The organism is Kocuria oxytropis, assembly GCF_040981195.1.
Taxonomy (GTDB): domain Bacteria; phylum Actinomycetota; class Actinomycetes; order Actinomycetales; family Micrococcaceae; genus Kocuria; species Kocuria oxytropis.
Genome location: NZ_JAVFXA010000016.1, coordinates 1 through 18,300 on the forward strand (window position 1 = coordinate 1; position 18,300 = coordinate 18,300).

Sequence of the window (18,300 nt, forward strand, 5' to 3'; positions counted from 1 at the left end):
CACGGTGGCCGCGCTCTCGTCCGGAACGACGAGCAGGGCCACCGCGCTACACCACTATCGGGGGCTCAACTAGCGGGCCCCGTTCCGGTACGAGGCGTTGCCCCTGCCGCCCCGGTGCCTGGGGTCGGTTGCGCTCCGGTCCCGGCAGGGGACTTCTGCGCACCGTCCTGGCCGGGTGTGCCCGTCGAGGACGCGCCTGCCGGTCCGGTGCCGCCGGTGCTTCCTCCGGGGCTGGAGGTGCCGGCGTTCGCGCTGGACTCGGTGGCCTGGGCGACGGCTTCCCCGCCTCTTTGCACTGCGTTGGCGGCCGCCATGCCCGCAGCAGCCACAGGAGCAGCTGCTGCACCCGCCGCCGCCGCCGCACCAGCGGAGCCCGCCGTGCCTGCAGCACTGGCCCCAGCGGTGCCGTTGGCCCCACCGGCAGGCGAGGACAGACCCGCAGGCGCGGAACCCGAACTGCCCTTCGAGGGCGGCGCGGAGGAGGAGTCAGAGCCGAAGCCGCGTCCCGAGCGCGCCAGGTGGGAGGCTCCCTGCGGGATTGCCGCGCCCATCGCCGCGATGCCCAGCGCCCCGCCGCTGCTACCGCCGGAGGAGGACATCGAGCCCAGGACGGGGCTGAGGAACCCGATGAGCACGGGCAGGGCGAACACGGAGGCGACGATCATCATCAGCCCGGCGGCGAACTGGATCAGCCCGCTGCCGGAGTCCTCCCACACCCCGGTGGTGGACATCTTGATCGCCAACCCGTAGATCAGGGCCGCGGCGGGCTTGTAGAAGGCGAAGGCCAGGGTCCAGGCGATGACCTTCTGGAAGAAGTTCTTCCCCGTCTCGGTGTTCAGGAAGGCGGCGGAGAGGGGCAGGATCCCGGCCATCAGGAACAGCATCCCGGTGCGCAGCACCATCAGCATCAACTGGATGAGGTTCACGATGATGGCCACGACCCCGCCGACGATGATCAGGATGACGTTGCCGCCCAACCACACCGGATCGGCTGCACCGGCGCTGGTGGCGTTGTCGAGGTCCAACAGCTTGAGCACGTCGGTCTGGAAGTCCTCACCGATGGCGGAGTCGATGATCTGTACGGCTAGGGCGTCGGTGCCGGCCACCAGGACGTTGAGGATCGTCACCCCCGAGGCCGTGACCACGGCCAGGGTGAGCAGATTCTTCAGCAGGTCGCGGGCCGGTTCGGCGCGCTGGGTCCAGGCCATCTCTCCGTGCACGGCTCCTGGGGTCCGGTTGACGCCGTTCACCATGCCGTTGATGACGCCACCCCCAGGCGGGAGTCATCTTCTCGGCGCACAGCGCCCTCAACGACGCCCTGGTCTTCCGCCGGGACATCACTGAGCCCACGTGAGGCTCGGTGGTCGGCCGTCACAACTTGTCACAAACCCGGCCCGACGTCGGCCGAGCGCGACCGCCCGGCCCGAATATGTCCCGACGTGTGTCTTTGTGACAGCCGACCCCACCGTCCGTTGGACTAGAGAGCCGTCCATCGAGTGGGATGAGCGCACCACACCATCCAGAGCGGCCGAGAGATCTGGCTCGACGACGCCGCAGCAACCAGTCAGCCGACCCTGGGACATCGGGACCGGCGGGCACGGTGCTACCGCCAGGACCGATGGAGAATCGAATGAATCACCATGCCACCCAACAGGTCCACGCCGGCTACGAGCCCGAGGCCCCCTACTGGCCGGTGGCCGTACCCATCCACCAGACGGCGGCCTACCGCTTCCCCGATCACGCCACGGCCGCCTCGATGTTCCGGTTGGAGACCCCCGGGTTCACCTACAGCCGCACGGGCAACCCCACGGTCGCTGTGTTCGAGAACCGACTGGCGGCCCTGGAGGGCGGGATCGGGGCCATCGGCACCGCCACGGGACAAGCCGCCGTCGCGCTGTCCCTGCTGACTCTGCTTCACGGCGGCAAGCACTTGGTCGCCTCCAGCCAGCTTTACGGCGGGACGGTGGACCTGCTGACGGACACCTTCGCCGGCTTCGGCATCGAGGTCACTTTCGCCGACCCGGCCGACCCGCAGGCCTGGGGCGCGGCGATCCGGCCGGACACCCGCGCGTTCTTCCTGGAGTCCATCACCAACCCGCTGGCCACCCTGCCGGACCTTCCGGCGCTGGCGGACATCGCCCACGCTTCCGGGGTCCCGGTCGTGGTGGACAGCACCTTGGCGACGCCGGTCCTGTACCGGCCACTGGAACATGGTGCCGACGTGGTGGTGCACTCCGCCACGAAGTTCATCGGCGGGCACGGGGCCGTCCTCGGCGGGGCGATCGTGGACGGCGGCACCTTCGACTACGGCGCAGCCCCGGAGCGGTGGCCCCAACTGACCCGGCCCAAGGTCCGCTACGGCGGCCAGGCACTCATCGACCGGCACGGCCGCGGCGCCTACCTGGCGCTGGCGCGCAGCAAGTTCCTGCACGACCTCGGCCCCTCCCTCGCCCCGGCCAGCGCCGCCCAGTTCATCCAGGGCCTGGAGACCCTCGCCGTGCGCATCACCCGGCAGGAGCAGACCGCGCGAACGGTCGCCGAGCACCTGGCCCGGCACCCCACCGTCGGGCGCGTCCACCACCCGGCGATCCCCGGACACCCCAGCGCCGCCCTCGCCGAGAGGTACTTCCCGCACGGCACCGGCTCGGTGTTCTCCTTCGACCTGGCCGCCGGCCCCGAGGCCATCGGCCCGGTCATCGACGCTCTGGAGCTGTTCCAACTCGTGGCCAACATCGGGGATGTGCGCTCCCTGGTCAGTCACCCGGCGACCATGACGCACTGCCGGCTCACCCCCAACCAACGCCGGGCCGCGGGCATCACTGAGACCACGATCCGGCTGTCCATCGGACTGGAGTGTCCCGAGGACCTGATCGTCGACCTCGACCGGGCGCTGGCCACCGTACCGGCCTCGGCCCTGACCGGGGAGACGCGCTGAGATGACCCTCCTGAACGACACAGCACCGACGGACACTGCGCCGACGGCCCGTCGGGGCTTCCACACGACAGCGGTGCACGCCGGCCAGGCACCCGACCCGCTGACCGGGGCGGTCGTGCCGCCGGTCTACCAGACCAGCACCCTCGTGCAGGACGCATCAATGTGCTGCGCGGCGGCCACGAGTACAGCCGGGGGTCCAACCCGACCCGGACCGGTCAGCGCCGCCTCACCGCCGCGGCCCGCGCGGCCCGGGGAACCGGCAAACCGGAGGCCCGGATCGACGTCGTCCGGGCAGCGCCGGGGGTGCCCGGAGCATGACTGAGGCGACCTTCGGGAGGGCAGTGCACGAGCAGCAGGGAAGGACGTTGGAGATGAGTACGGACCTGGGAGGCAGGCCCCCAGCCCACAGTGAGGAATCGATGCATCAGACCACCAGGACGAACGACTTCACGTTCAGTATCAGCACGACCCGCTTCGATGAGGACTACTGCCCGTCGTCCAGTTCCCGAGGCACGACGAACTTCGCGAACCTGGCCCGCGGCGAGAACCGTCGGCAGAACCTCCGCAACACCCTGACCATGATCAATAGTCGCTTCAACGACCTGGCCCACTGGGACAATCCCAGCCGGGATCGCTATGCCGTGGAGATCGAGATCGTCTCCGTGGACCTGCACTTCGCCGCCGACGGCGACGACGCGGCGTTCCCCCTGATCGAGGTCCTCGACGTGCGGATCTTCGACACGCTGACCAATGTGCACATCGACGGGATCGTGGGGAACAACTTCTCGTCCTACCTGCGGGACCACGACTTCAGCGTGGTGCTGCCGGAACACCACGCGAAGGCGTCCCGGTCCAGCATCCCCGATGACTTCGGCGAATTGCACGGGAAGCTCTTCACGCACTTCCTGGACTCCGACGCCTACCGCGAGCGGTTCCCCCAGCCGCCCGTGATCTGCATCAGCGTCTCGAGCACCAAGACGTATCGTCGGCTCGAGAACCACCATCCGATCCTCGGGGTCGAGTATCGGCAGGATGAATCCTCCTTGACGGATCGATACTTCGAGAAGATGGGACTGCGGGTCCGCTACTTCATGCCCCGCGGCGCGGTCGCACCCCTGGCGTTCTATTTCCGGGGCGATCTCCTCAATGACTATTCCAGCCTGGCACTCATCGGTCTCATCAGCACGATGGAAGCGTTCCAGAAGATCTATCGCCCGGAGATCTACAACGCCAATGCGGCGGCTGGTCGGATCTACCGGCCGAGCCTGGAGAGCCGAGACTACTCGGTGACGCAGATCGCCTACGACCGCCAGGAGCGCAGTCAGCTGGCCCTCCTGCAGGGGAAGTTCACGGAGGAGCACTTCGTGAAGCCACACCAGACCCTCCTGGAGCAGTGGGCCGCGGCCCACTCCGGGCGAGAGACGGAGAAACACCGATGAACACACTGTTGCCCACCACCATCGTCGGCAGCCTGCCCAAGCCCTCCTGGCTCGCGGAAGGTGAGACGCTGTGGTCCCCCTGGAAGCTCGACGGCGAGGAACTGCGCGAGGGCAAGCGGGATGCGCTGAGCCTGGCCGTGGACGAGCAGCACCAGGCGGGTATCGACATCGTCAGCGACGGCGAACAGACCCGTCAGCACTTTGTCACCACGTTCATCGAACACCTCAGCGGCGTCGACTTCGAACACCGGGAGACGGTGCGGATCCGTGACCGCTACGACGCGAGCGTCCCGACGGTCGTCGGCGCGGTGGGCCGTGAACGGTCGGTTTTCCTCGACGACGCCAAGGCCCTCCGCGCGCGGACCAGCCAGCCCATCAAGTGGACGCTCCCCGGTCCCATGACCATGATCGACACCCTCTACGACAAGCACTACAAGAGTCGCGAAAAGCTCGCCTGGGAGTTCGCGAAGATCCTCAACCAGGAGGCCAAAGAGCTGGAGGCGGCGGGCGTCGACATCATCCAGTTCGACGAGCCTGCCTTCAACGTGTTCTTCGACGACCTCAAAGAGTGGGGCGTGGCCGCACTGGAGCGAGCGGCCGAGGGACTGCGCAGCACAACGGCCGTGCATATCTGCTACGGCTACGGCATCAAAGCCAATACCGAGTGGAAGGCGACGCTCGGGTCGGAGTGGCGCCAGTACGAGATGTCATTCCCGCTGCTCCAGCAGTCGACGATCGACATGGTCTCCTTGGAACGCCACAACTCCCGCGTCCCGGTCGAGCTCATCGAGCTGCTCCGAGGCAAGCAGGTGATGGTTGGGGCCATCGACGTCGCCAGCGACGCGATCGAAACCCCGGAGGAAGTGGCCAGCACCCTCCGGCAGGTGCTCCGGTTCGTCGATGCGGACAAGCTGTATCCGAGCACCAATTGCGGCATGGCGCCACTGGCTCGACAAGTTGCGCGAGACAAAATGATCGCTCTCGCTGCGGGTGCGGAGATCATCCGAGGGGAACTCTCCGGAGCGACCCCCTCGAAGTGACGGCCGGCCAGGGCGTCCAAGACCCGGCGGTGAGCCCCGCCTGACGCCCGAGAGAATCGTCCCCGTTAGCGGCCTCGGGAACGGACGGGACCAAGAACTGCCGCCCAAGCCCACTGTGATCGCGGTGGTCCACTTCGTGTCTTGCGTGGTGTTCGCCCGCCCCGTTGCCGGTGAGAGGGAGGACGTGGGTCCGCTGGTTCTGCCCGAGTGTGCCGCGTGGTTGGTGGGTCTTGCGGTGTGCATGCTGTTCGTGCCGGAAGGGTCTGAGACGCCGCGGCGGAAGGGGCCGTTGCGCTTCACCCCCGAGGGGCGGAAAAGGGCTCACCGGATACTGCTTGCCATGGGCGGGGGCAGTGTGGTGCTCGTGCTGATGGGCTTGGCTCTGGGGCATTGGGGTCACCCCTGGTTCGCTGAGACCTTTGTCGGCTCGGGCGTCTTCGCGCTGGCCTTCACAGCGGTGATGGCTGGCCGGGTCTTGACGGCTGTGTCTGTGGAGACCGGCGCACCGACCTCGGTGTCCGATCCGGCGATGGGGACAGATTCACGGACAGCTGATGTTGATCGAGTTGCAGCCTCCCTCCGCTTTACACATGGCACGGGTGTCGGACACCAACCACGGGAAAGGACTGATGCACGGTTCGGTCAACCTGTCACCTACTGGTGCATCAGTCCCGACCGAGGTGGTGTACAGGCCGGTGGCCGACGACGTCCCGGTCAACTCCGTCGTGGCGGTCGTGGCGGTCGTGCCGGCCGGGCACCGCCCGCCCCGCCGGGTCACCGCGGCCATCGACGCGCTGAGAGCATCGAACCGGCAACAGGACACCACCCGAAGAGAGGACCGTGCATGAGCTCGCGCGACCAGAAGACCCCGCCCGCCCCCGGCACCCCGGTGGCGCCACCCCTGGAGCACGTCGCCACGATCGAGGTCGACGTCGACGCCCCGATCACCGTCGGTGCCACCGTGGACGGAGTGCGCCGGGTGGTCCCCATCCGCGGAGGCCGGGTCCACGGCCCCGGCCTCACCGGCCGCGTGCTGGACGTGGGCGCCGACTTCCAGCAGTACCCCACGCCGGACGTCGCCTACCTGGTGGCCGACTATGTCGTGGAGCTCGACGACGGCCACCACGTCCTGGTGCAGAACCGCGCCCTGCGCACCGGCAGCGCCGAGGACCTGCGGAAGGTCATGGCAGGAGAGACCGTGGACCCAGCGCGCATCCACTTCCGCTGCGTGCCCCGGCTGACCGCCGACGAAGCCGGACCGCACGCATGGCTGAACCGCACCCTGTTCATCGGCACCGGGGAGAGAAGCCCGCACGGAGTGCGCATCGAGGTCTTCCGCGTCGGCTAGAACCCCGCTGCAGCGCGTGCGGGTCAGCCGGCGGCCACCAGCTCCGAGCGGTCGACGACGTCCAGGCCGTGGGCCTCCCCGACCGAGCGGTGCGTCACGTGACCGGCCATCGTGTTGAGCCCGGCGGCCAGGGCGGGGTCGGCGTCCAGGGCCGCCGTCACGCCGCGGTCGGCGAGGGCGGTCGCGTAGCGCAGCGTGACGTTGGTGAGGGCGTAGGTCGAGGTGTTCGGCACCGCGCCGGGCATGTTGGCCACGCAGTAGAAGACCGTGTCGTGCACCGCGAAGACGGGGTCCTGGTGGGTGGTGGGGCGGCTGTCCTCGAAGCACCCGCCCTGGTCCACGGCGATGTCCACGAGCACGCTGCCCGGCTTCATGGCCGCGACCATGGCGTTGGTGACCAGTTTCGGTGCCTTCGCCCCGGGGATCAGCACGGAGCCGACGACGAGGTCCGCCTCGGTCACCGACCGCTCGATCTCCAGGGTGTTGGAGGCGACGGTGCGCAGCCGCCCGGCGTAGATCTCGTCCAGCTGCCGGAGCCGGTCCACGTTCACGTCCAGGACGGTGACGTCGGCGCCCAGGCCCACGGCCATCGCCGCGGCGTTGGTGCCGGCCACCCCCGCGCCGATCACGGCGACCTTCGCCGGGCGCACCCCCGGCACCCCGCCCAGCAGCACGCCCTTGCCCCCGGCGGGAGCGGTGAGGGCCGCGGCCCCGGCCTGCACGGAGAGCCGGCCGGCGACCTCGCTCATGGGCGCCAGCAGCGGCAGCCGCCGGTCGGCGGTCTGGACGGTCTCGTAGGCGATGGCCGTGACCCCGGCCTCGAGCAGGGCGCGGGTGAGCTCGGGCTCCGCGGCCAGGTGCAGGTAGGTGAACAGCACCAGCCCCTCCCGGAACCGGTGGTACTCGGAGGCCACGGGCTCCTTGACCTTCAGCACCAGGTCGGCGCGGGCCCACAGCTCGTCGGCATCGGCCACGAGCTCGGCCCCCGCCGCGGTGTAGTCCTCGTCCGCGATGCCCGAGCCGGTGCCGGCGCCGGTCTCCACGAGGACGCGGTGACCGTGGGCGACCAGTTCGTGCGCCCCGGCGGCGGTGATCGCCACGCGGTGCTCGCTGTTCTTCACTTCCCGGGGGACGGAGACGATCATCGGGTCCTTCTTCCGCAGAAACCGTAGGATGGGTGGCATCAAACTACGCTTTCTGGCCGTGCCCGTCGGGTTCATCGACGATCCTTCGGCAGATACCCCCGAACTGGGAGAATCATGGAGCATGTGAGTCGCGACACACGGCGTGCGTCGCAGGATCTGCGCCCGGCGGAGGGCCTGGACGAGCTGGACCGGCGGCTGCTGGCCCTGCTGCGGGAGAACTCGCGGATGACCAACCAGGCCCTCAGCGAAGCCCTCGGCGTGGCCCCGTCCACGTGCCTGGCGCGGATGAAGAACCTGCAGCGCTCCGGGGTGATCCGCCGGTTCACGATCGAGGTGGACCCCCGGGCCCTCGGGAGCACCATCGAGGCCCTCATCAGTGTGCGCCTGCGCCCGGGAGCCCGGCACCTGATGGCCGCCTTCGGCGAGGGGCTCAAGTCGGTGCCGGAGGTGTCCCAGTTCTTCTTCCTGGCGGGCTCCGACGACTTCCTGATCCACGTCACGGCCCGGGACACCGACCACATCCGCCAGTTCGTCCTGGAGCACCTGTCCTCCCACCAGGCGGTGGCGGCCACCCAGACCAGCCTGGTCTTCGAGCACGTCCAGGGGTCCGTGGAGATCTGATCCCTGGAGCGCCCCTCAGCCGCGGTGGGGCGACCCCGCCGGGACCCCCGCCGCACGCGCCCGCACGGCGGCGGCCGCGTCCTCGGCCACCAGGTCCGCGTTGATCGCCGCGGCCGCTCCGGTCCCCGCTCCCGCCGCGGAGGAGACCATGGCCGAGAGGTCCCCGGCGTTGCCGGCCGCCCACATCCCGGGGACCGGGGTGCTGCCCATCGGGCCCGTGGCGATGAGCTGCCCGACGGGGTGCTCGGTCAGCGTCCCGCCGAGCTGCTCGTACAGCTCCGCCCGGGCCACGAACCGGGGTGCCACGACCACGGCGTCCACCGCGATCTCCTGCCCGTCGCCGAGCACCACGGCGCGCAGGGCGTCCCCCTCGGCGCGCAGTCGCTGCACGGGCCCCTCGACCACCCGGACCCCCAGGGCGGCGAGCTGCTCCCACGCCTCGGCGCCGGGATCGTCCATCCGGTGCGGGAAGAAGGTGACGTCCTCGCTGAGCTGCCGGAACAGCAGCGTCTGGTGGATGCTCATGGGGCTCGCGCCGAGGACGCCGATCCGCCGGCCGCGGACCTCCCACCCGTGGCAGTAGGGGCAGTGCAGCACGCTGCGCCCCCATAGCTCGGCCACGCCGGGCACGTCGGGCAGCTCGTCGACCAGCCCGGTGGCGAGGAGCAGCCGCCGCCCCCGCAGCACGCCGCCGCCGGCGAGGCCGACCGCGAAGCCGCCCTCCTCGGCCCGGGCGGTCACGGCCCGGTCCGCCACGATCCGTGCCCCGTACTGCTCCGCCTCCCGCCGGCCGGTGGCCAGCAGCTCGAGCGGCGCGATCCCCTCCCGGCCGAGGAGGTTGTGCGCGCCGCCGGCCGGGGCGTTGCGCGGTTGGCCCGCGTCCACCACGACCACCGAGCGCAGGGAGCGGGCCAGGGCGACGGCGGCGCTCAGACCGGCGGCACCGCCTCCGACGACCACCACGTCATGGATCGGTTCCGGGCTCATGGGGCACCTCTGCTTCCTGCGGTCCTGCGTGGCGCGGAGGACCCGGCCACGGCTCCACGGTAGACCGGCTGTGCCTCAAAGGCATAGCATCTTGCTCATGACGCAAGAACTCGACCTGGACGCCGTGATCCGCCGGCGCCTGCGCGGACTCCGCCTGGCCCGCGGCTGGTCCCTCGACGCGCTCGCCGCCCGGTGCCACCTCAGCCCGTCCACGCTGAGCCGCCTCGAGACCGGCCACCGCAGGATCGCCCTCGACCAGCTGGTGCCCATCGCCCGCGCTCTCGACACCTCGCTGGACCAGCTCGTGGAGTCCCCGGAGGACGAGGACGTGGTGATCCGCCCCCAGCCCAGCAGCACCCCGGGACTGACCACGTGGCTGCTCTCCTCCGACCGGGCCCTGCACGGGATGACCGTGGCGAAGATGCGCATCCAGCCGGGCCGGCCGCCCGCGCCGGACCGGCTGGCGGTGCACCCGGGCCGGGACTGGTTCACCGTGCTCTCCGGGACCGCCCGCCTGCACCTGGGGGAGCGGGTCATCGTGGTCGAGGCAGGTCAGGCGGCGCAGTTCTCCACGATGGTCCCGCACGCCATCGTGGCGCAGGGCGGGCCCGTGGAGATCCTCACGGTGCTCGACCACGACGGCGAACGCGCCCACCTGCAGGGGGACGAGCCCGCCCGCGAGCGCCGGACGTCGGCCCCGGCCGACCGCCCCGCGTCCGGCGACGGGGCACCCGACCCGGCCCGGTGAGGCCCGTCCCGGACAGGGGTGCGCGGGGGCCGGGCCGTCCGGGTCAGGAGCCCGGCGCCGCCGGCACCGTCTCGGGGTGCCCCGACGGCCCGCGCGGTGCGGCGGGGCCGGCCGGGCCCGGGACCTGCGGGATCAGGGCCACGGCCCCGGCGGCGACGAGCGCCACGGCCGCGAACACGATGAAGTTCCACTGGAACGGCAGGGCCATCGAGCCGATCCAGCCGCCGACGAGCGGACCCGAGATCGCCCCCACCCGGGCGAAGGACAGGGCCCATCCGGTGGCCGTGGCCCGGGAGTGGGCGGGGTAGTACTCGGCCACCCAGCCCGTGAGCACCAGCGAGGTGGAGATCGAGCCGATCCCGGCGAGGGCCACGAATAGGTAGTTGACCAGCAGGGAGTTGGGGAACATCAGCAGCAGGATGCCCGCCCCGCCCAGCAGGTAGAAGACCACCAGGACCAGCTTCTTGCCGTACGCGTCCGCGGCGCGGCCCAGGGCGATGCCGCCGGCGGCGGAGGCCAGGCTGAAGACCACGAGGAACATCAGGGCGGGGCCGAGCTCGTAGCCGGCCGAGCGCATGATCGAGGGCAGCCAGGTGTTGAGCCCGTAGACCAGGACCATGCCGCAGAACAGGGAGATCCAGAAGAACACCGTGGCGGTGAGGTAGCCGCCGGAGAACATGGCCGCCAGGGACTGCTTCCAGCCCACCGGCCGCGCCGTCGTCCCCTCCGTGGCCACCGGGGTCCAGTCGCTCTCCACGAACGGGCTCACGCGCAGCCGCTCCGCCAGGCGGGCGGCCTCCTCGCGGCGGCCCTTGCCCACCAGGTACTCGAGGGACTCGGGCACGAGCCGGGCGACGAGCGGCAGCAGGACCACGGGCAGGCACCCGATGCCGACCACCCAGCGCCAGCCCAGGGTGGGCAGCAGCACGATCGCCACGAGCGCGGCGAGCAGGATGCCGAGGGAGTAGCCGGAGTACATCACGCCGTAGTGGAAGGACCGGCGCCGCGGCGCCGAGTACTCGATGGTCAGGGCCGCCGCCACCGGGATGATCCCGCCCATGCCCAGGCCGCCGAGCAGCCGGAAGAGCCCGAAGACCTCCGGGGTGGGGGCCAGGGCGGCGCCCAGCTGCATGGTGGTGAAGACGGCCATCGAGGCCAGCAGCATCTTCTTCCGGCCGATTCGGTCCGAGAGGGTGCCGATGACCATGGCCCCGACGAGCATGCCGATCAGGGCGTAGGAGCCGAGGCCGCCGAGCTCCAGCGGCGTGAGGTCCCAGGCGCGGTGCTCCGCGAGGGCGGGCAGGACGGCGCCGAGCACTCCGACGTCGTAGCCCTCGGCCAGGATCGCCAGCCAGCAGGCGAGCAGCACCCGGTGGGTGGTCTTCGACGGCACGGGCCACGCGGTGGCGGTGGGGCTGGTCATGCGGGGCAGTCCTTCGGGAGGCGGCGGGAGGATCCGGACTGCGGGCGGGGCGCGGGCGCTCGCCGGGTGACCGGGACCTCTCGATTCTAGGGACCGCGCGGGGCGCGGCGAACAGCGCGGGCAGCGGGGCCCGCCGCGAATAATTGCCGTCCCCGCCCGGTTGTACAGTCGACCAGGCGCCGCCCGTCCGAAGGCGCGCCGTCCCCGCCTCGATCCAGGACCGTGAGATGACCTGTACCCTGCCGTCCTCCGGGACGCCCCCGACCGTCCCGCCCGTCCGGGGCGGGGACGACGACGCCCGCTGCCTCGGCGTGGACATCGGCGGAACCACCATCAAGTACGCGGTGGTGGACCCGGTCCGCGGGAGGACCGTCGGCCCGGTGCGCCGCGTGCTCACGCCCGCGCCGGCCACCCCCGCCGCGGTGGTGGCCGCCCTGCGCGGCGTCCTGGAGGCCGTGGAGGGCGCGCCCGGCTCGACCGGCCCGCTTGCCGGGGTCGGCGTGGGCGTGCCGGCCATCATCGACCACGGCATCGCGCGCTCGGCCGCCCACCTCGACGACTCCTGGATCGGCACGGACGCCCGGGAGCTGCTCGCCACCGGACTGGAGCGCGAGGTCGCCGTGCTCAACGACGCCGACGCTGCCGGGCTGGCCGAGATGCGCTTCGGCGCCGCCCGCGGCGCCCGCGGCACGGTGCTGGTGATCACCCTGGGCACCGGGATCGGCTCGGCGCTGTTCGTGGACGGGGAGCTGATCCCCAACACCGAGTTCGGGCACGTGTGGCTGGAGGGCCGGGACGTCGACGGCTGGGCCGGCGCCTCGGCCCGGACGGAGGAGGCCCTGGACTGGCCGACCTACACGGGCCGGCTCCAGCGCTACCTGTCCCACCTCGAGCGCCTGATCTCCCCGGATCTCGTCGTCCTCGGCGGGGGCATCAGCGAACGGCACCAGGAGTTCCTGCCGCACCTGCGGCTGCGCGCCCGCGTGGCCCCCGCGCAGCTGCGCAACGCCGCCGGGATCGTCGGTGCCGGCCGTCAGGCCCACCTCGGAGCCCCGCGGGCCGTCGGCCTCGCCGGGAGCCGCTGAACGGGCCCGGAGGCACCGCCTCCTGAAAGTTCGTGCACCCGCCGGGACGGGCCGTGGACCGATGAGAAGGACTCTTCCCCTGTGTGACCTGGATCTCTATCATGGGAAGGGACAGCGTGGTCGAGCACCCCGCCCGGCACCGGGACCTTCTGCAGCTCCCGATGCGCTCGCACGACTGGAGATCCCGCGATGAGCCTTACCGAACTGACCCCTGTTCCCGACGACACGGGACCCCTCGACGTCCTCCCCGGCATCGGCGTGGGGCCGGTCGTGGACCCGGTCTCGTCCATCACCGTCTCCCACGTGGCGCGCTACCGGATGCGCACCGACCGCGCAGGGCTGGACCTGCGGGCGGGAGAGGTGGTGCTGTGCGCCCCCTACGACCCGGTGCAGCTGGGCATGGTCGTGCTGGTGCGCTGCGAGGCCGACGGCTACAGCCCGGGCGCCCTCATCCCCGCGTCCGACGTCGAGTACCTCGAGCCGGTGGGCCCGTCCTTCGGCCCGTTCGTCTGGGGCACCCCCGGCGTCCGCGGCTGACCGCCGCGGCTCCTCCGCTGCGGACCCGGCCGGCCTCCGGTCCGCGGTGGGGCCGGCCTCCGACAGGACCTCGCGCCGGGCCTCCGGCCGGACCGCGGTCGGCTAGACCTCCGTCAGGGCGTCCGCCTTGTGGGTGGCGCGGGCCCCGGAGCTGTCGGACTCCACGATGAAGTGGGGGTCCTCCGGGCTCGCGCGGTACGTGCGGCCGTCCAGCTCGAAGTCCTCGGTCTTCCGCTCCACCACGGTGCCCTCGGTCCTGCCCTGCGGGGTGTTCCACGCGACTCTCGTGCCCTTGCCCAAGCTCATCGGCTGCTCCTCCGCCGTTCCGGTGCCGTTGCTGGTGATCTGTTGCTGCTCACGTACTCTTCCACGCTCCACGGCCCACGGTCCACGGTCACCGGTCACCGGGTGGAGGGAACCGGCTCGAGGGAGCCCGGAGCCCTGGCGGGCTCACCGGCGTCCCCGTCACGGCCCTTGCTCTCACGGCTCATGGTCTCCCGGCCCGTCGTCTCCCGGTCACCGGTGCCGCGGATCGCCTCGCCGGTCCGCCGGTCGCCCGGCTCGTCCGCGGTGACCACGAGGTCGCCCTCGGCGAGCGCCTCCGGCTGGACGTCCCGCTCGACGGTCGTGGCCAGCGGCTTCTCGACGACGAAGCACAGCAGCGCGGCCGCCAGCAGCGCGAGGGGCACGATCCACAGGTAGATGGGCGTCAGGGCGTCGTTGTAGGAGGTCACCACCGGGTTCCGCAGCGCCTCCGGCAGAGAGGCGACCACGGCCGGGGTCAGGGAGTTGGCCCCGCCCGCGCCGGCCTCCAGTGCGGCGGGCGGGAGGCGCTCGGCGAGCAGGTCGGCCAGCCGGCCCGCGAAGACGCTGCCGACCACGCCCGAGCCCAGGGTGGCGCCGATCTGGCGGAAGAAGTTGTTGGCCGCCGTGGCCGTGCCGACCTGCCGCAGGGGGAAGGTGTTCTGCACGATCAGCACCAGCACCTGCATGGACAGCCCGAGCCCCAGCCCCAGGACCGCGATGTAGAGGCACACGTGCCACACGCCCTGGTCGGAGGTCAGGGTCGCCAGCAGGCCCATGGCCACGGCCACGATCACGCTGCCGGCCACCGGCAGCCACTTGTAGCGGCCCGTCCGGCTCACGGCCCGCCCGGAGAGCACGGAGGTCACGAGCAGGGTGCCCATCATCGGGACCATCAGCAGTCCGGACCGGGTGGCGTCGACGCCGAAGACCATCTGCAGGTAGGTGGGCAGGTAGCCCAGTGCCCCGAACATCGCCACGCCGGTGAGCAGCCCGGCGAGGGTGGTGAGGACGAAGTTGCGCTCCCGGAACAGGTGCATCGGGATGATCGGCTCGGCGGTGCGCCGCTCCACGGCCACGAACGCCGCGGAGGCCACGAGTGTCCCGGCGACCAGGCCGAGGATCACCGGATCGGTCCACGCGTACTTGCCGCCGCCCCAGGTGGCGAACAGGACCAGGCACGTCGTGGCGACGGCCAGCAGCGCCATGCCGCCGATGTCCAGCCGGGGCCGCCCGGCGTGCCGGGGGAGCTTGAGGAACAGGACGGCTCCGGCCAGGGCCAGCAGCCCGAGGGGGATGTTGATCCAGAACGCCCAGCGCCAGCCGGGGCCCTCGGTGAAGAACCCGCCCAGCAGCGGGCCGATGACCGAGGACACCGCGAACACCCCGCCCATGACGCCCATGTACTTGCCGCGCTCACGGGCGGGGACCACGTCGGCGATGGCGGCCTGCGAGAGGATGATGAGCCCGCCGCCGCCCAGGCCCTGGATCGCGCGGGCCGCGATGAGGACCTCGATGGTGCCGGCGAGGGCGCCGACCACGGAGCCGGCCATGAACACGAGAATCGCGCCCAGCAGGAGCGGCTTGCGTCCCATCAGGTCCCCGAGCTTGCCGTACACGGGCATCATGATCGTCGAGGCGAGGATGTAGGCGGTGATCACCCACAGCATCTCGTCCACGCCGTCGAGCTCCCCCACGATCGTGGGCAGCGCCGTGCTGAGCACGGTCTGGTTCAGCGCGGCCAGGAGCATGGAGAGCATCAGGCCGACGAAGAGCAGCCCGAGGTGCTGGGAGCCGGCGGCCGGCTCCGCCCGGTGGGAGGGAGTGCGGGTCATGAGAGCTTTTCCTGGAGGTGGTGGAGGAGGGTGAGCGCCGACTCGTGGTCCTCGGTCGGCAGTCCGTGCGCCGGGGAGTAGCCCTCGGCGGTGATGGCGAAGCGCAGCGGGACGCCGGCCAGCATGACGAGCATCCGGGCGACCTCGTCCACGGCGTGCTCCCCGATCCCGGCCGACCAGTGCGGGTCCCGCGCCAGCAGCTCCGCGAGGGTGTCGCAGACGAGGGACTCGGCCTCGAGCATCAGCTCGTGCCGGCGGCGTCCCAGGCTCGGGTGGTCCTGCAGCAGCTTCCGGCGCCGCTCCGCGTCCCGGCCCGCGTAGGCGCTGCGGGACACGGCCAGCAGCAGGCGCGAGACCTGCCCCAGCAGGTCGTGCTCGAGGGAGAAGCCCTCCAGCAGCTGCGGGTCCAGCACAGGGGCCCGCATGCCCAGGACGGCGTCCTCCTTGGCGGGGAAGTAGTTGAAGAAGGTCCGCGGGGAGACCCCGGCCGCGGCGGCGGCGGCCTCCACGGTGGTGCCCTCCACGCCGTGCTCGACGGCGAGGGAGGCGGCCGCCTCGTGGATGGCGGACCAGGTCTCGGCCTTCTTGCGGGCGCGCAGGGTGAGAGGAGGCGGGGCGTTCACGTCCATATTCTTGCACTCCTGCATCTTTTGCACAACTGCATTATTGTTCCGGCGGGTGCCTACGGCGCCACGGTCTTGCGGTAGTGCCGGGCGGACTGGGTGTAGCCGTGGCGTTCGTAGAACCGGTGGGCTCCGTGCCGCCGGTGGGACGTCGAGAGCTCCAGCTCGGTGGCTCCCATCTCGCGGGCCGCCTGTTCCGCCGCCTCGAGGAGCAGGGCGCCGACGCCGCGGGAGCGTTCGGCCTCGTCGACCACCAGGGCCGTGAGCCGGGCCCGGTAGGCGCTCTCGGTCAGGAACGGCACTCGGTGGACGTGCGCGAGGCCCACCACCGCGGAGCCGGTCTCGGCCACCCAGCACCGGTCGTCCGGCGAGACGGTGCTCACCCACGTCCGCACCCACTCCTGCTCGGGCGTGTATCCCAGCTGCCCGAGCAGATCCAGCACGGCGGACACGTCGGCGGGCCGGGCCCGCCGGATCCTGACGGACGCGGTCACGACGACGTCCTCACGGTGGGCGCCAGTCCCGGGTCCTCAGTCCTGCAGCGGATCGTGGCCCCAGTTCATCAGGGAGTAGCGCCACCGGGTCTCGCGCACGTCGCCGTCGGGGCGCTGTGCCAGGTGGCGGTGGACGTAGCCGACCACCGTGCGCATGTGCTCGTGGTCGGCGTCGGTGCGCTCGCCCTTCGGCGTCCGCAGGATCTCCACGATCCGCCGCCCGGAGCGGTGGCCCACCGACTCCCCGCCGTCGTCCTGGCCCACCGAGGTCGACTCCTCGGTCTCCAGCCACGCCGAGAGCTGCCCGGCGGTCATGTTGACGGCCTCGTCGAACTCCTGGCCGGTGGTGTCGTCGTCGGTGCTCATGTCTCGCTCCTCAGGACCAGCTCGGTGTACTCGTCCGCCGGGAACCGCACGCGCGCCCGGAGCGTCTGCGGCCGGTGCGCCAGGACCGTCCCGGCAACCGCCCGTTGGGACGGCTGCCGGTGCCGTGGCCGTCCGGGCGGTCCTCGTCCGGGTGCCGGTGCTCGTTCGGCGGACGGGGCCAATCTATCCCAGCCGATCCGTCCGGCGGCTGCGCTCGGCCGGTGCGGCAGTCCGTTCGGCGCCACGCCTGTCCGGCCGCCCGGGTCCCGCGGGCCATCGCCGGCGTGTGGCGGCACGTTCGGCAGATCACCTGCCGGTGCCGCGGGTCCGTCCTCGGGGCCCGCTTGCGCCCTGGGCGCGTGTGCGCCCAGGGCCCGCACGTGACTGGCGCCCGCTCGCGCCGGGCCCGCTCGTGCCCGGGACCCCCGGTGCTCCGCGGCCGGGCCGGGCCGCGCTCAGGCGGCGACGCCCACCTGGATGAGGGTGTTCCAGGGGTCCTCGAAGCGCAGCACGGCGCCGTCGTGCCGGGTGGTGATCCGGTGGTCCGCGAGCCGGGACTCCAGGGCGGCGACGTCGTCGGCGGTGGGGAGGTCGATGTTGACCTGGCCCAGTCCGAGCGAGGCCGCGCGCGGGCCGGCCCCGGCGCTCTGCCAGGTGTTGAGCGCGATGTGGTGGTGGTAGCCGCCGGCGGCGATGAACAGGGCGGAGCCGATGTCGCTCATCACCTCGAAGCCCAGGACGTCCACGTAGAACCGCCGGCCCAGCGGGATGTCGCCCACCTGCAGGTGGACGTGGCCCAGGGTCGCGGGCGGGGCCACCGGGCGCTGCCCGTCCTGCGGCACCAGGTGTTGCTGCAGGAAGCCGTTCGGGTCCAGGGGGTTGGTGGCCAGGGTCAGCAGGCCGTTGGCCTCCCGCCGCCACGTGTCCCGGGGGCGGTCGGTGTAGAGCTCCACCCCGTTGCCCTCGGGGTCGTCGAAGTAGAAGGCCTGGCTGTAGAGGTGGTCGGCGCTGCCGGTGAAGGAGCGGGGCGCCACGGTCGCCACGGAGGCCAGGGCCGCCGCGAGGGCGGGCTCGTCCTCGAAGACCACCGCGGTGTGGAACAGCCCGGCCTGACCGCGGCGGGCCGGCGGGAGCTCCTTGACCTGGCGCAGCCGCACGACCGTCCGGCCGTCCCGGCCCAGGACCGCGGTGTCCCCGGCGTGGGACAGCACGTCGAGGGTGATGGCGTCCGAGTAGTAGGCGACCATCGTGTCCAGGTCGGACACCAGCAGCTCCACGGCGCCCATCCGGGTGTCGGCGGACAGCAGGTCCTCCGCGGGACGCTTCGTCAGGCTCTCGGGGGCGGGGTTCTGGGGAAAGATCGGCATCTCG

19 protein-coding genes, 1 pseudogene and 1 riboswitch are annotated in these 18,300 nt (G+C 71.7%); of the genes and pseudogenes, 10 read left to right on the forward strand and 10 right to left on the reverse strand.

The window, feature by feature from the left end:
- Positions 1-65 precede the first annotated feature (65 nt).
- Entirely contained in the window at positions 66-1,220 is a 1,155-nt protein-coding gene (locus tag QYM41_RS14630; protein ID WP_368800513.1) for a TrbL/VirB6 family protein, read from the reverse strand.
- 292 nt (positions 1,221-1,512) lie between these two features.
- Positions 1,513-1,625, forward strand: a riboswitch (SAM riboswitch).
- Between the two features lie 5 nt (positions 1,626-1,630).
- Here QYM41_RS14630 and QYM41_RS14635 point away from each other — a divergent pair.
- From QYM41_RS14635 to QYM41_RS14660, 6 genes and pseudogenes are all read left to right on the forward strand, one after another.
- Positions 1,631-2,935, forward strand: coding sequence for an O-acetylhomoserine aminocarboxypropyltransferase/cysteine synthase family protein (locus QYM41_RS14635; protein WP_368800514.1), 1,305 nt, complete (start codon positions 1,631-1,633; stop codon positions 2,933-2,935).
- Between the two features lies 1 nt (position 2,936).
- Positions 2,937-3,172 (forward strand): annotated as a pseudogene (locus QYM41_RS14640) (PLP-dependent transferase); the annotation flags it as partial.
- 182 nt (positions 3,173-3,354) lie between these two features.
- Positions 3,355-4,374, forward strand: coding sequence for a DUF1852 domain-containing protein (locus QYM41_RS14645; protein ID WP_368800515.1), 1,020 nt, complete (start codon positions 3,355-3,357; stop codon positions 4,372-4,374).
- The gene (locus QYM41_RS14650) at positions 4,371-5,414 is read left to right on the forward strand and encodes a methionine synthase (RefSeq protein WP_368800516.1); all 1,044 of its coding nucleotides are present in this window, start codon (positions 4,371-4,373) and stop codon (positions 5,412-5,414) included. The genes QYM41_RS14645 and QYM41_RS14650 overlap by 4 nt, the downstream gene beginning before the upstream one ends.
- Positions 5,415-5,968: 554 nt before the next feature.
- Positions 5,969-6,262, forward strand: a complete 294-nt coding sequence (locus QYM41_RS14655) for a hypothetical protein (RefSeq protein WP_368800517.1) — start codon at positions 5,969-5,971, stop codon at positions 6,260-6,262.
- A complete protein-coding gene (locus QYM41_RS14660; protein ID WP_368800518.1) occupies positions 6,259-6,762 on the forward strand; it encodes a DUF3237 family protein in 504 nt (167 codons plus the stop codon). The genes QYM41_RS14655 and QYM41_RS14660 overlap by 4 nt, the downstream gene beginning before the upstream one ends.
- A gap of 23 nt (positions 6,763-6,785) precedes the next feature.
- Here the strand turns inward: QYM41_RS14660 and ald are convergent, their stop codons facing one another.
- Entirely contained in the window at positions 6,786-7,907 is a 1,122-nt protein-coding gene (gene ald / locus QYM41_RS14665; RefSeq protein WP_368800564.1) for an alanine dehydrogenase, read from the reverse strand.
- 114 nt (positions 7,908-8,021) lie between these two features.
- On the opposite strand from ald, the gene QYM41_RS14670 reads away from it, so the two are divergent.
- Entirely contained in the window at positions 8,022-8,528 is a 507-nt protein-coding gene (locus tag QYM41_RS14670) for an Lrp/AsnC family transcriptional regulator (RefSeq protein ID WP_368800519.1), read from the forward strand.
- Positions 8,529-8,543: 15 nt separating this feature from the next.
- Here QYM41_RS14670 and QYM41_RS14675 read toward each other — a convergent pair whose 3' ends face one another.
- On the reverse strand, positions 8,544-9,515 hold the full coding sequence (locus QYM41_RS14675) for an NAD(P)/FAD-dependent oxidoreductase (RefSeq protein ID WP_368800520.1): 972 nt from the start codon (positions 9,513-9,515) through the stop codon (positions 8,544-8,546).
- A gap of 97 nt (positions 9,516-9,612) precedes the next feature.
- Here QYM41_RS14675 and QYM41_RS14680 point away from each other — a divergent pair, with 97 nt between their 5' ends.
- The gene (locus QYM41_RS14680) at positions 9,613-10,263 is read left to right on the forward strand and encodes a helix-turn-helix domain-containing protein (RefSeq protein ID WP_368800521.1); all 651 of its coding nucleotides are present in this window, start codon (positions 9,613-9,615) and stop codon (positions 10,261-10,263) included.
- Between the two features lie 43 nt (positions 10,264-10,306).
- Here the strand turns inward: QYM41_RS14680 and QYM41_RS14685 are convergent, their stop codons facing one another.
- Positions 10,307-11,686, reverse strand: coding sequence for an MFS transporter (locus QYM41_RS14685; protein WP_368800522.1), 1,380 nt, complete (start codon positions 11,684-11,686; stop codon positions 10,307-10,309).
- Between the two features lie 227 nt (positions 11,687-11,913).
- Here QYM41_RS14685 and ppgK point away from each other — a divergent pair, with 227 nt between their 5' ends.
- Complete coding sequence (gene ppgK / locus QYM41_RS14690) at positions 11,914-12,771, forward strand: polyphosphate--glucose phosphotransferase (RefSeq protein WP_368800523.1); 858 nt, start codon at positions 11,914-11,916, stop codon at positions 12,769-12,771.
- A gap of 189 nt (positions 12,772-12,960) precedes the next feature.
- Positions 12,961-13,308 (forward strand): hypothetical protein, encoded by a 348-nt coding sequence (locus QYM41_RS14695; RefSeq protein WP_368800524.1) that lies wholly within the window; start codon positions 12,961-12,963, stop codon positions 13,306-13,308.
- Positions 13,309-13,410: 102 nt separating this feature from the next.
- Here the strand turns inward: QYM41_RS14695 and QYM41_RS14700 are convergent, their stop codons facing one another.
- The 6 genes from QYM41_RS14700 to QYM41_RS14725 all read right to left on the reverse strand — a co-directional run bounded on the left by QYM41_RS14700 (position 13,411) and on the right by QYM41_RS14725 (position 18,296).
- On the reverse strand, positions 13,411-13,614 hold the full coding sequence (locus tag QYM41_RS14700; protein WP_368800525.1) for a hypervirulence associated TUDOR domain-containing protein: 204 nt from the start codon (positions 13,612-13,614) through the stop codon (positions 13,411-13,413).
- 95 nt (positions 13,615-13,709) lie between these two features.
- Positions 13,710-15,446, reverse strand: a complete 1,737-nt coding sequence (locus tag QYM41_RS14705) for an MDR family MFS transporter (protein ID WP_368800526.1) — start codon at positions 15,444-15,446, stop codon at positions 13,710-13,712.
- A complete protein-coding gene (locus tag QYM41_RS14710; protein ID WP_368800527.1) occupies positions 15,443-16,075 on the reverse strand; it encodes a TetR/AcrR family transcriptional regulator in 633 nt (210 codons plus the stop codon). Before QYM41_RS14710 ends, QYM41_RS14705 begins: the two co-directional genes overlap by 4 nt.
- 53 nt (positions 16,076-16,128) lie before the next feature.
- Complete coding sequence (locus tag QYM41_RS14715) at positions 16,129-16,563, reverse strand: GNAT family N-acetyltransferase (protein ID WP_368800528.1); 435 nt, start codon at positions 16,561-16,563, stop codon at positions 16,129-16,131.
- Positions 16,564-16,599: 36 nt separating this feature from the next.
- Positions 16,600-16,929, reverse strand: coding sequence for a DUF3140 domain-containing protein (locus tag QYM41_RS14720; protein ID WP_368800529.1), 330 nt, complete (start codon positions 16,927-16,929; stop codon positions 16,600-16,602).
- Positions 16,930-17,384: 455 nt separating this feature from the next.
- Positions 17,385-18,296 carry a VOC family protein gene (locus QYM41_RS14725; protein WP_368800530.1) on the reverse strand — a complete coding sequence of 304 codons (912 nt, stop codon included), beginning with the start codon at positions 18,294-18,296 and terminating at the stop codon, positions 17,385-17,387.
- Between the last annotated feature and the right edge of the window lie 4 nt (positions 18,297-18,300).

Coding starts and splice junctions, on each gene's coding strand:
- QYM41_RS14635 (WP_368800514.1), top strand. CDS start 1,631: ATGAATCACCATGCCACCCAACAGGTCCACGCCGGCTACGAGCCCGAG.
- QYM41_RS14645 (WP_368800515.1), top strand. CDS start 3,355: ATGCATCAGACCACCAGGACGAACGACTTCACGTTCAGTATCAGCACG.
- QYM41_RS14650 (WP_368800516.1), top strand. CDS start 4,371: ATGAACACACTGTTGCCCACCACCATCGTCGGCAGCCTGCCCAAGCCC.
- QYM41_RS14655 (WP_368800517.1), top strand. CDS start 5,969: ATGTTGATCGAGTTGCAGCCTCCCTCCGCTTTACACATGGCACGGGTG.
- QYM41_RS14660 (WP_368800518.1), top strand. CDS start 6,259: ATGAGCTCGCGCGACCAGAAGACCCCGCCCGCCCCCGGCACCCCGGTG.
- ald (WP_368800564.1), bottom strand. CDS start 7,907: ATGATCGTCTCCGTCCCCCGGGAAGTGAAGAACAGCGAGCACCGCGTG.
- QYM41_RS14670 (WP_368800519.1), top strand. CDS start 8,022: ATGGAGCATGTGAGTCGCGACACACGGCGTGCGTCGCAGGATCTGCGC.
- QYM41_RS14675 (WP_368800520.1), bottom strand. CDS start 9,515: ATGAGCCCGGAACCGATCCATGACGTGGTGGTCGTCGGAGGCGGTGCC.
- QYM41_RS14680 (WP_368800521.1), top strand. CDS start 9,613: ATGACGCAAGAACTCGACCTGGACGCCGTGATCCGCCGGCGCCTGCGC.
- QYM41_RS14685 (WP_368800522.1), bottom strand. CDS start 11,686: ATGACCAGCCCCACCGCCACCGCGTGGCCCGTGCCGTCGAAGACCACC.
- ppgK (WP_368800523.1), top strand. CDS start 11,914: ATGACCTGTACCCTGCCGTCCTCCGGGACGCCCCCGACCGTCCCGCCC.
- QYM41_RS14695 (WP_368800524.1), top strand. CDS start 12,961: ATGAGCCTTACCGAACTGACCCCTGTTCCCGACGACACGGGACCCCTC.
- QYM41_RS14700 (WP_368800525.1), bottom strand. CDS start 13,614: ATGAGCTTGGGCAAGGGCACGAGAGTCGCGTGGAACACCCCGCAGGGC.
- QYM41_RS14705 (WP_368800526.1), bottom strand. CDS start 15,446: ATGACCCGCACTCCCTCCCACCGGGCGGAGCCGGCCGCCGGCTCCCAG.
- QYM41_RS14710 (WP_368800527.1), bottom strand. CDS start 16,075: ATGGACGTGAACGCCCCGCCTCCTCTCACCCTGCGCGCCCGCAAGAAG.
- QYM41_RS14720 (WP_368800529.1), bottom strand. CDS start 16,929: ATGAGCACCGACGACGACACCACCGGCCAGGAGTTCGACGAGGCCGTC.
- QYM41_RS14725 (WP_368800530.1), bottom strand. CDS start 18,296: ATGCCGATCTTTCCCCAGAACCCCGCCCCCGAGAGCCTGACGAAGCGT.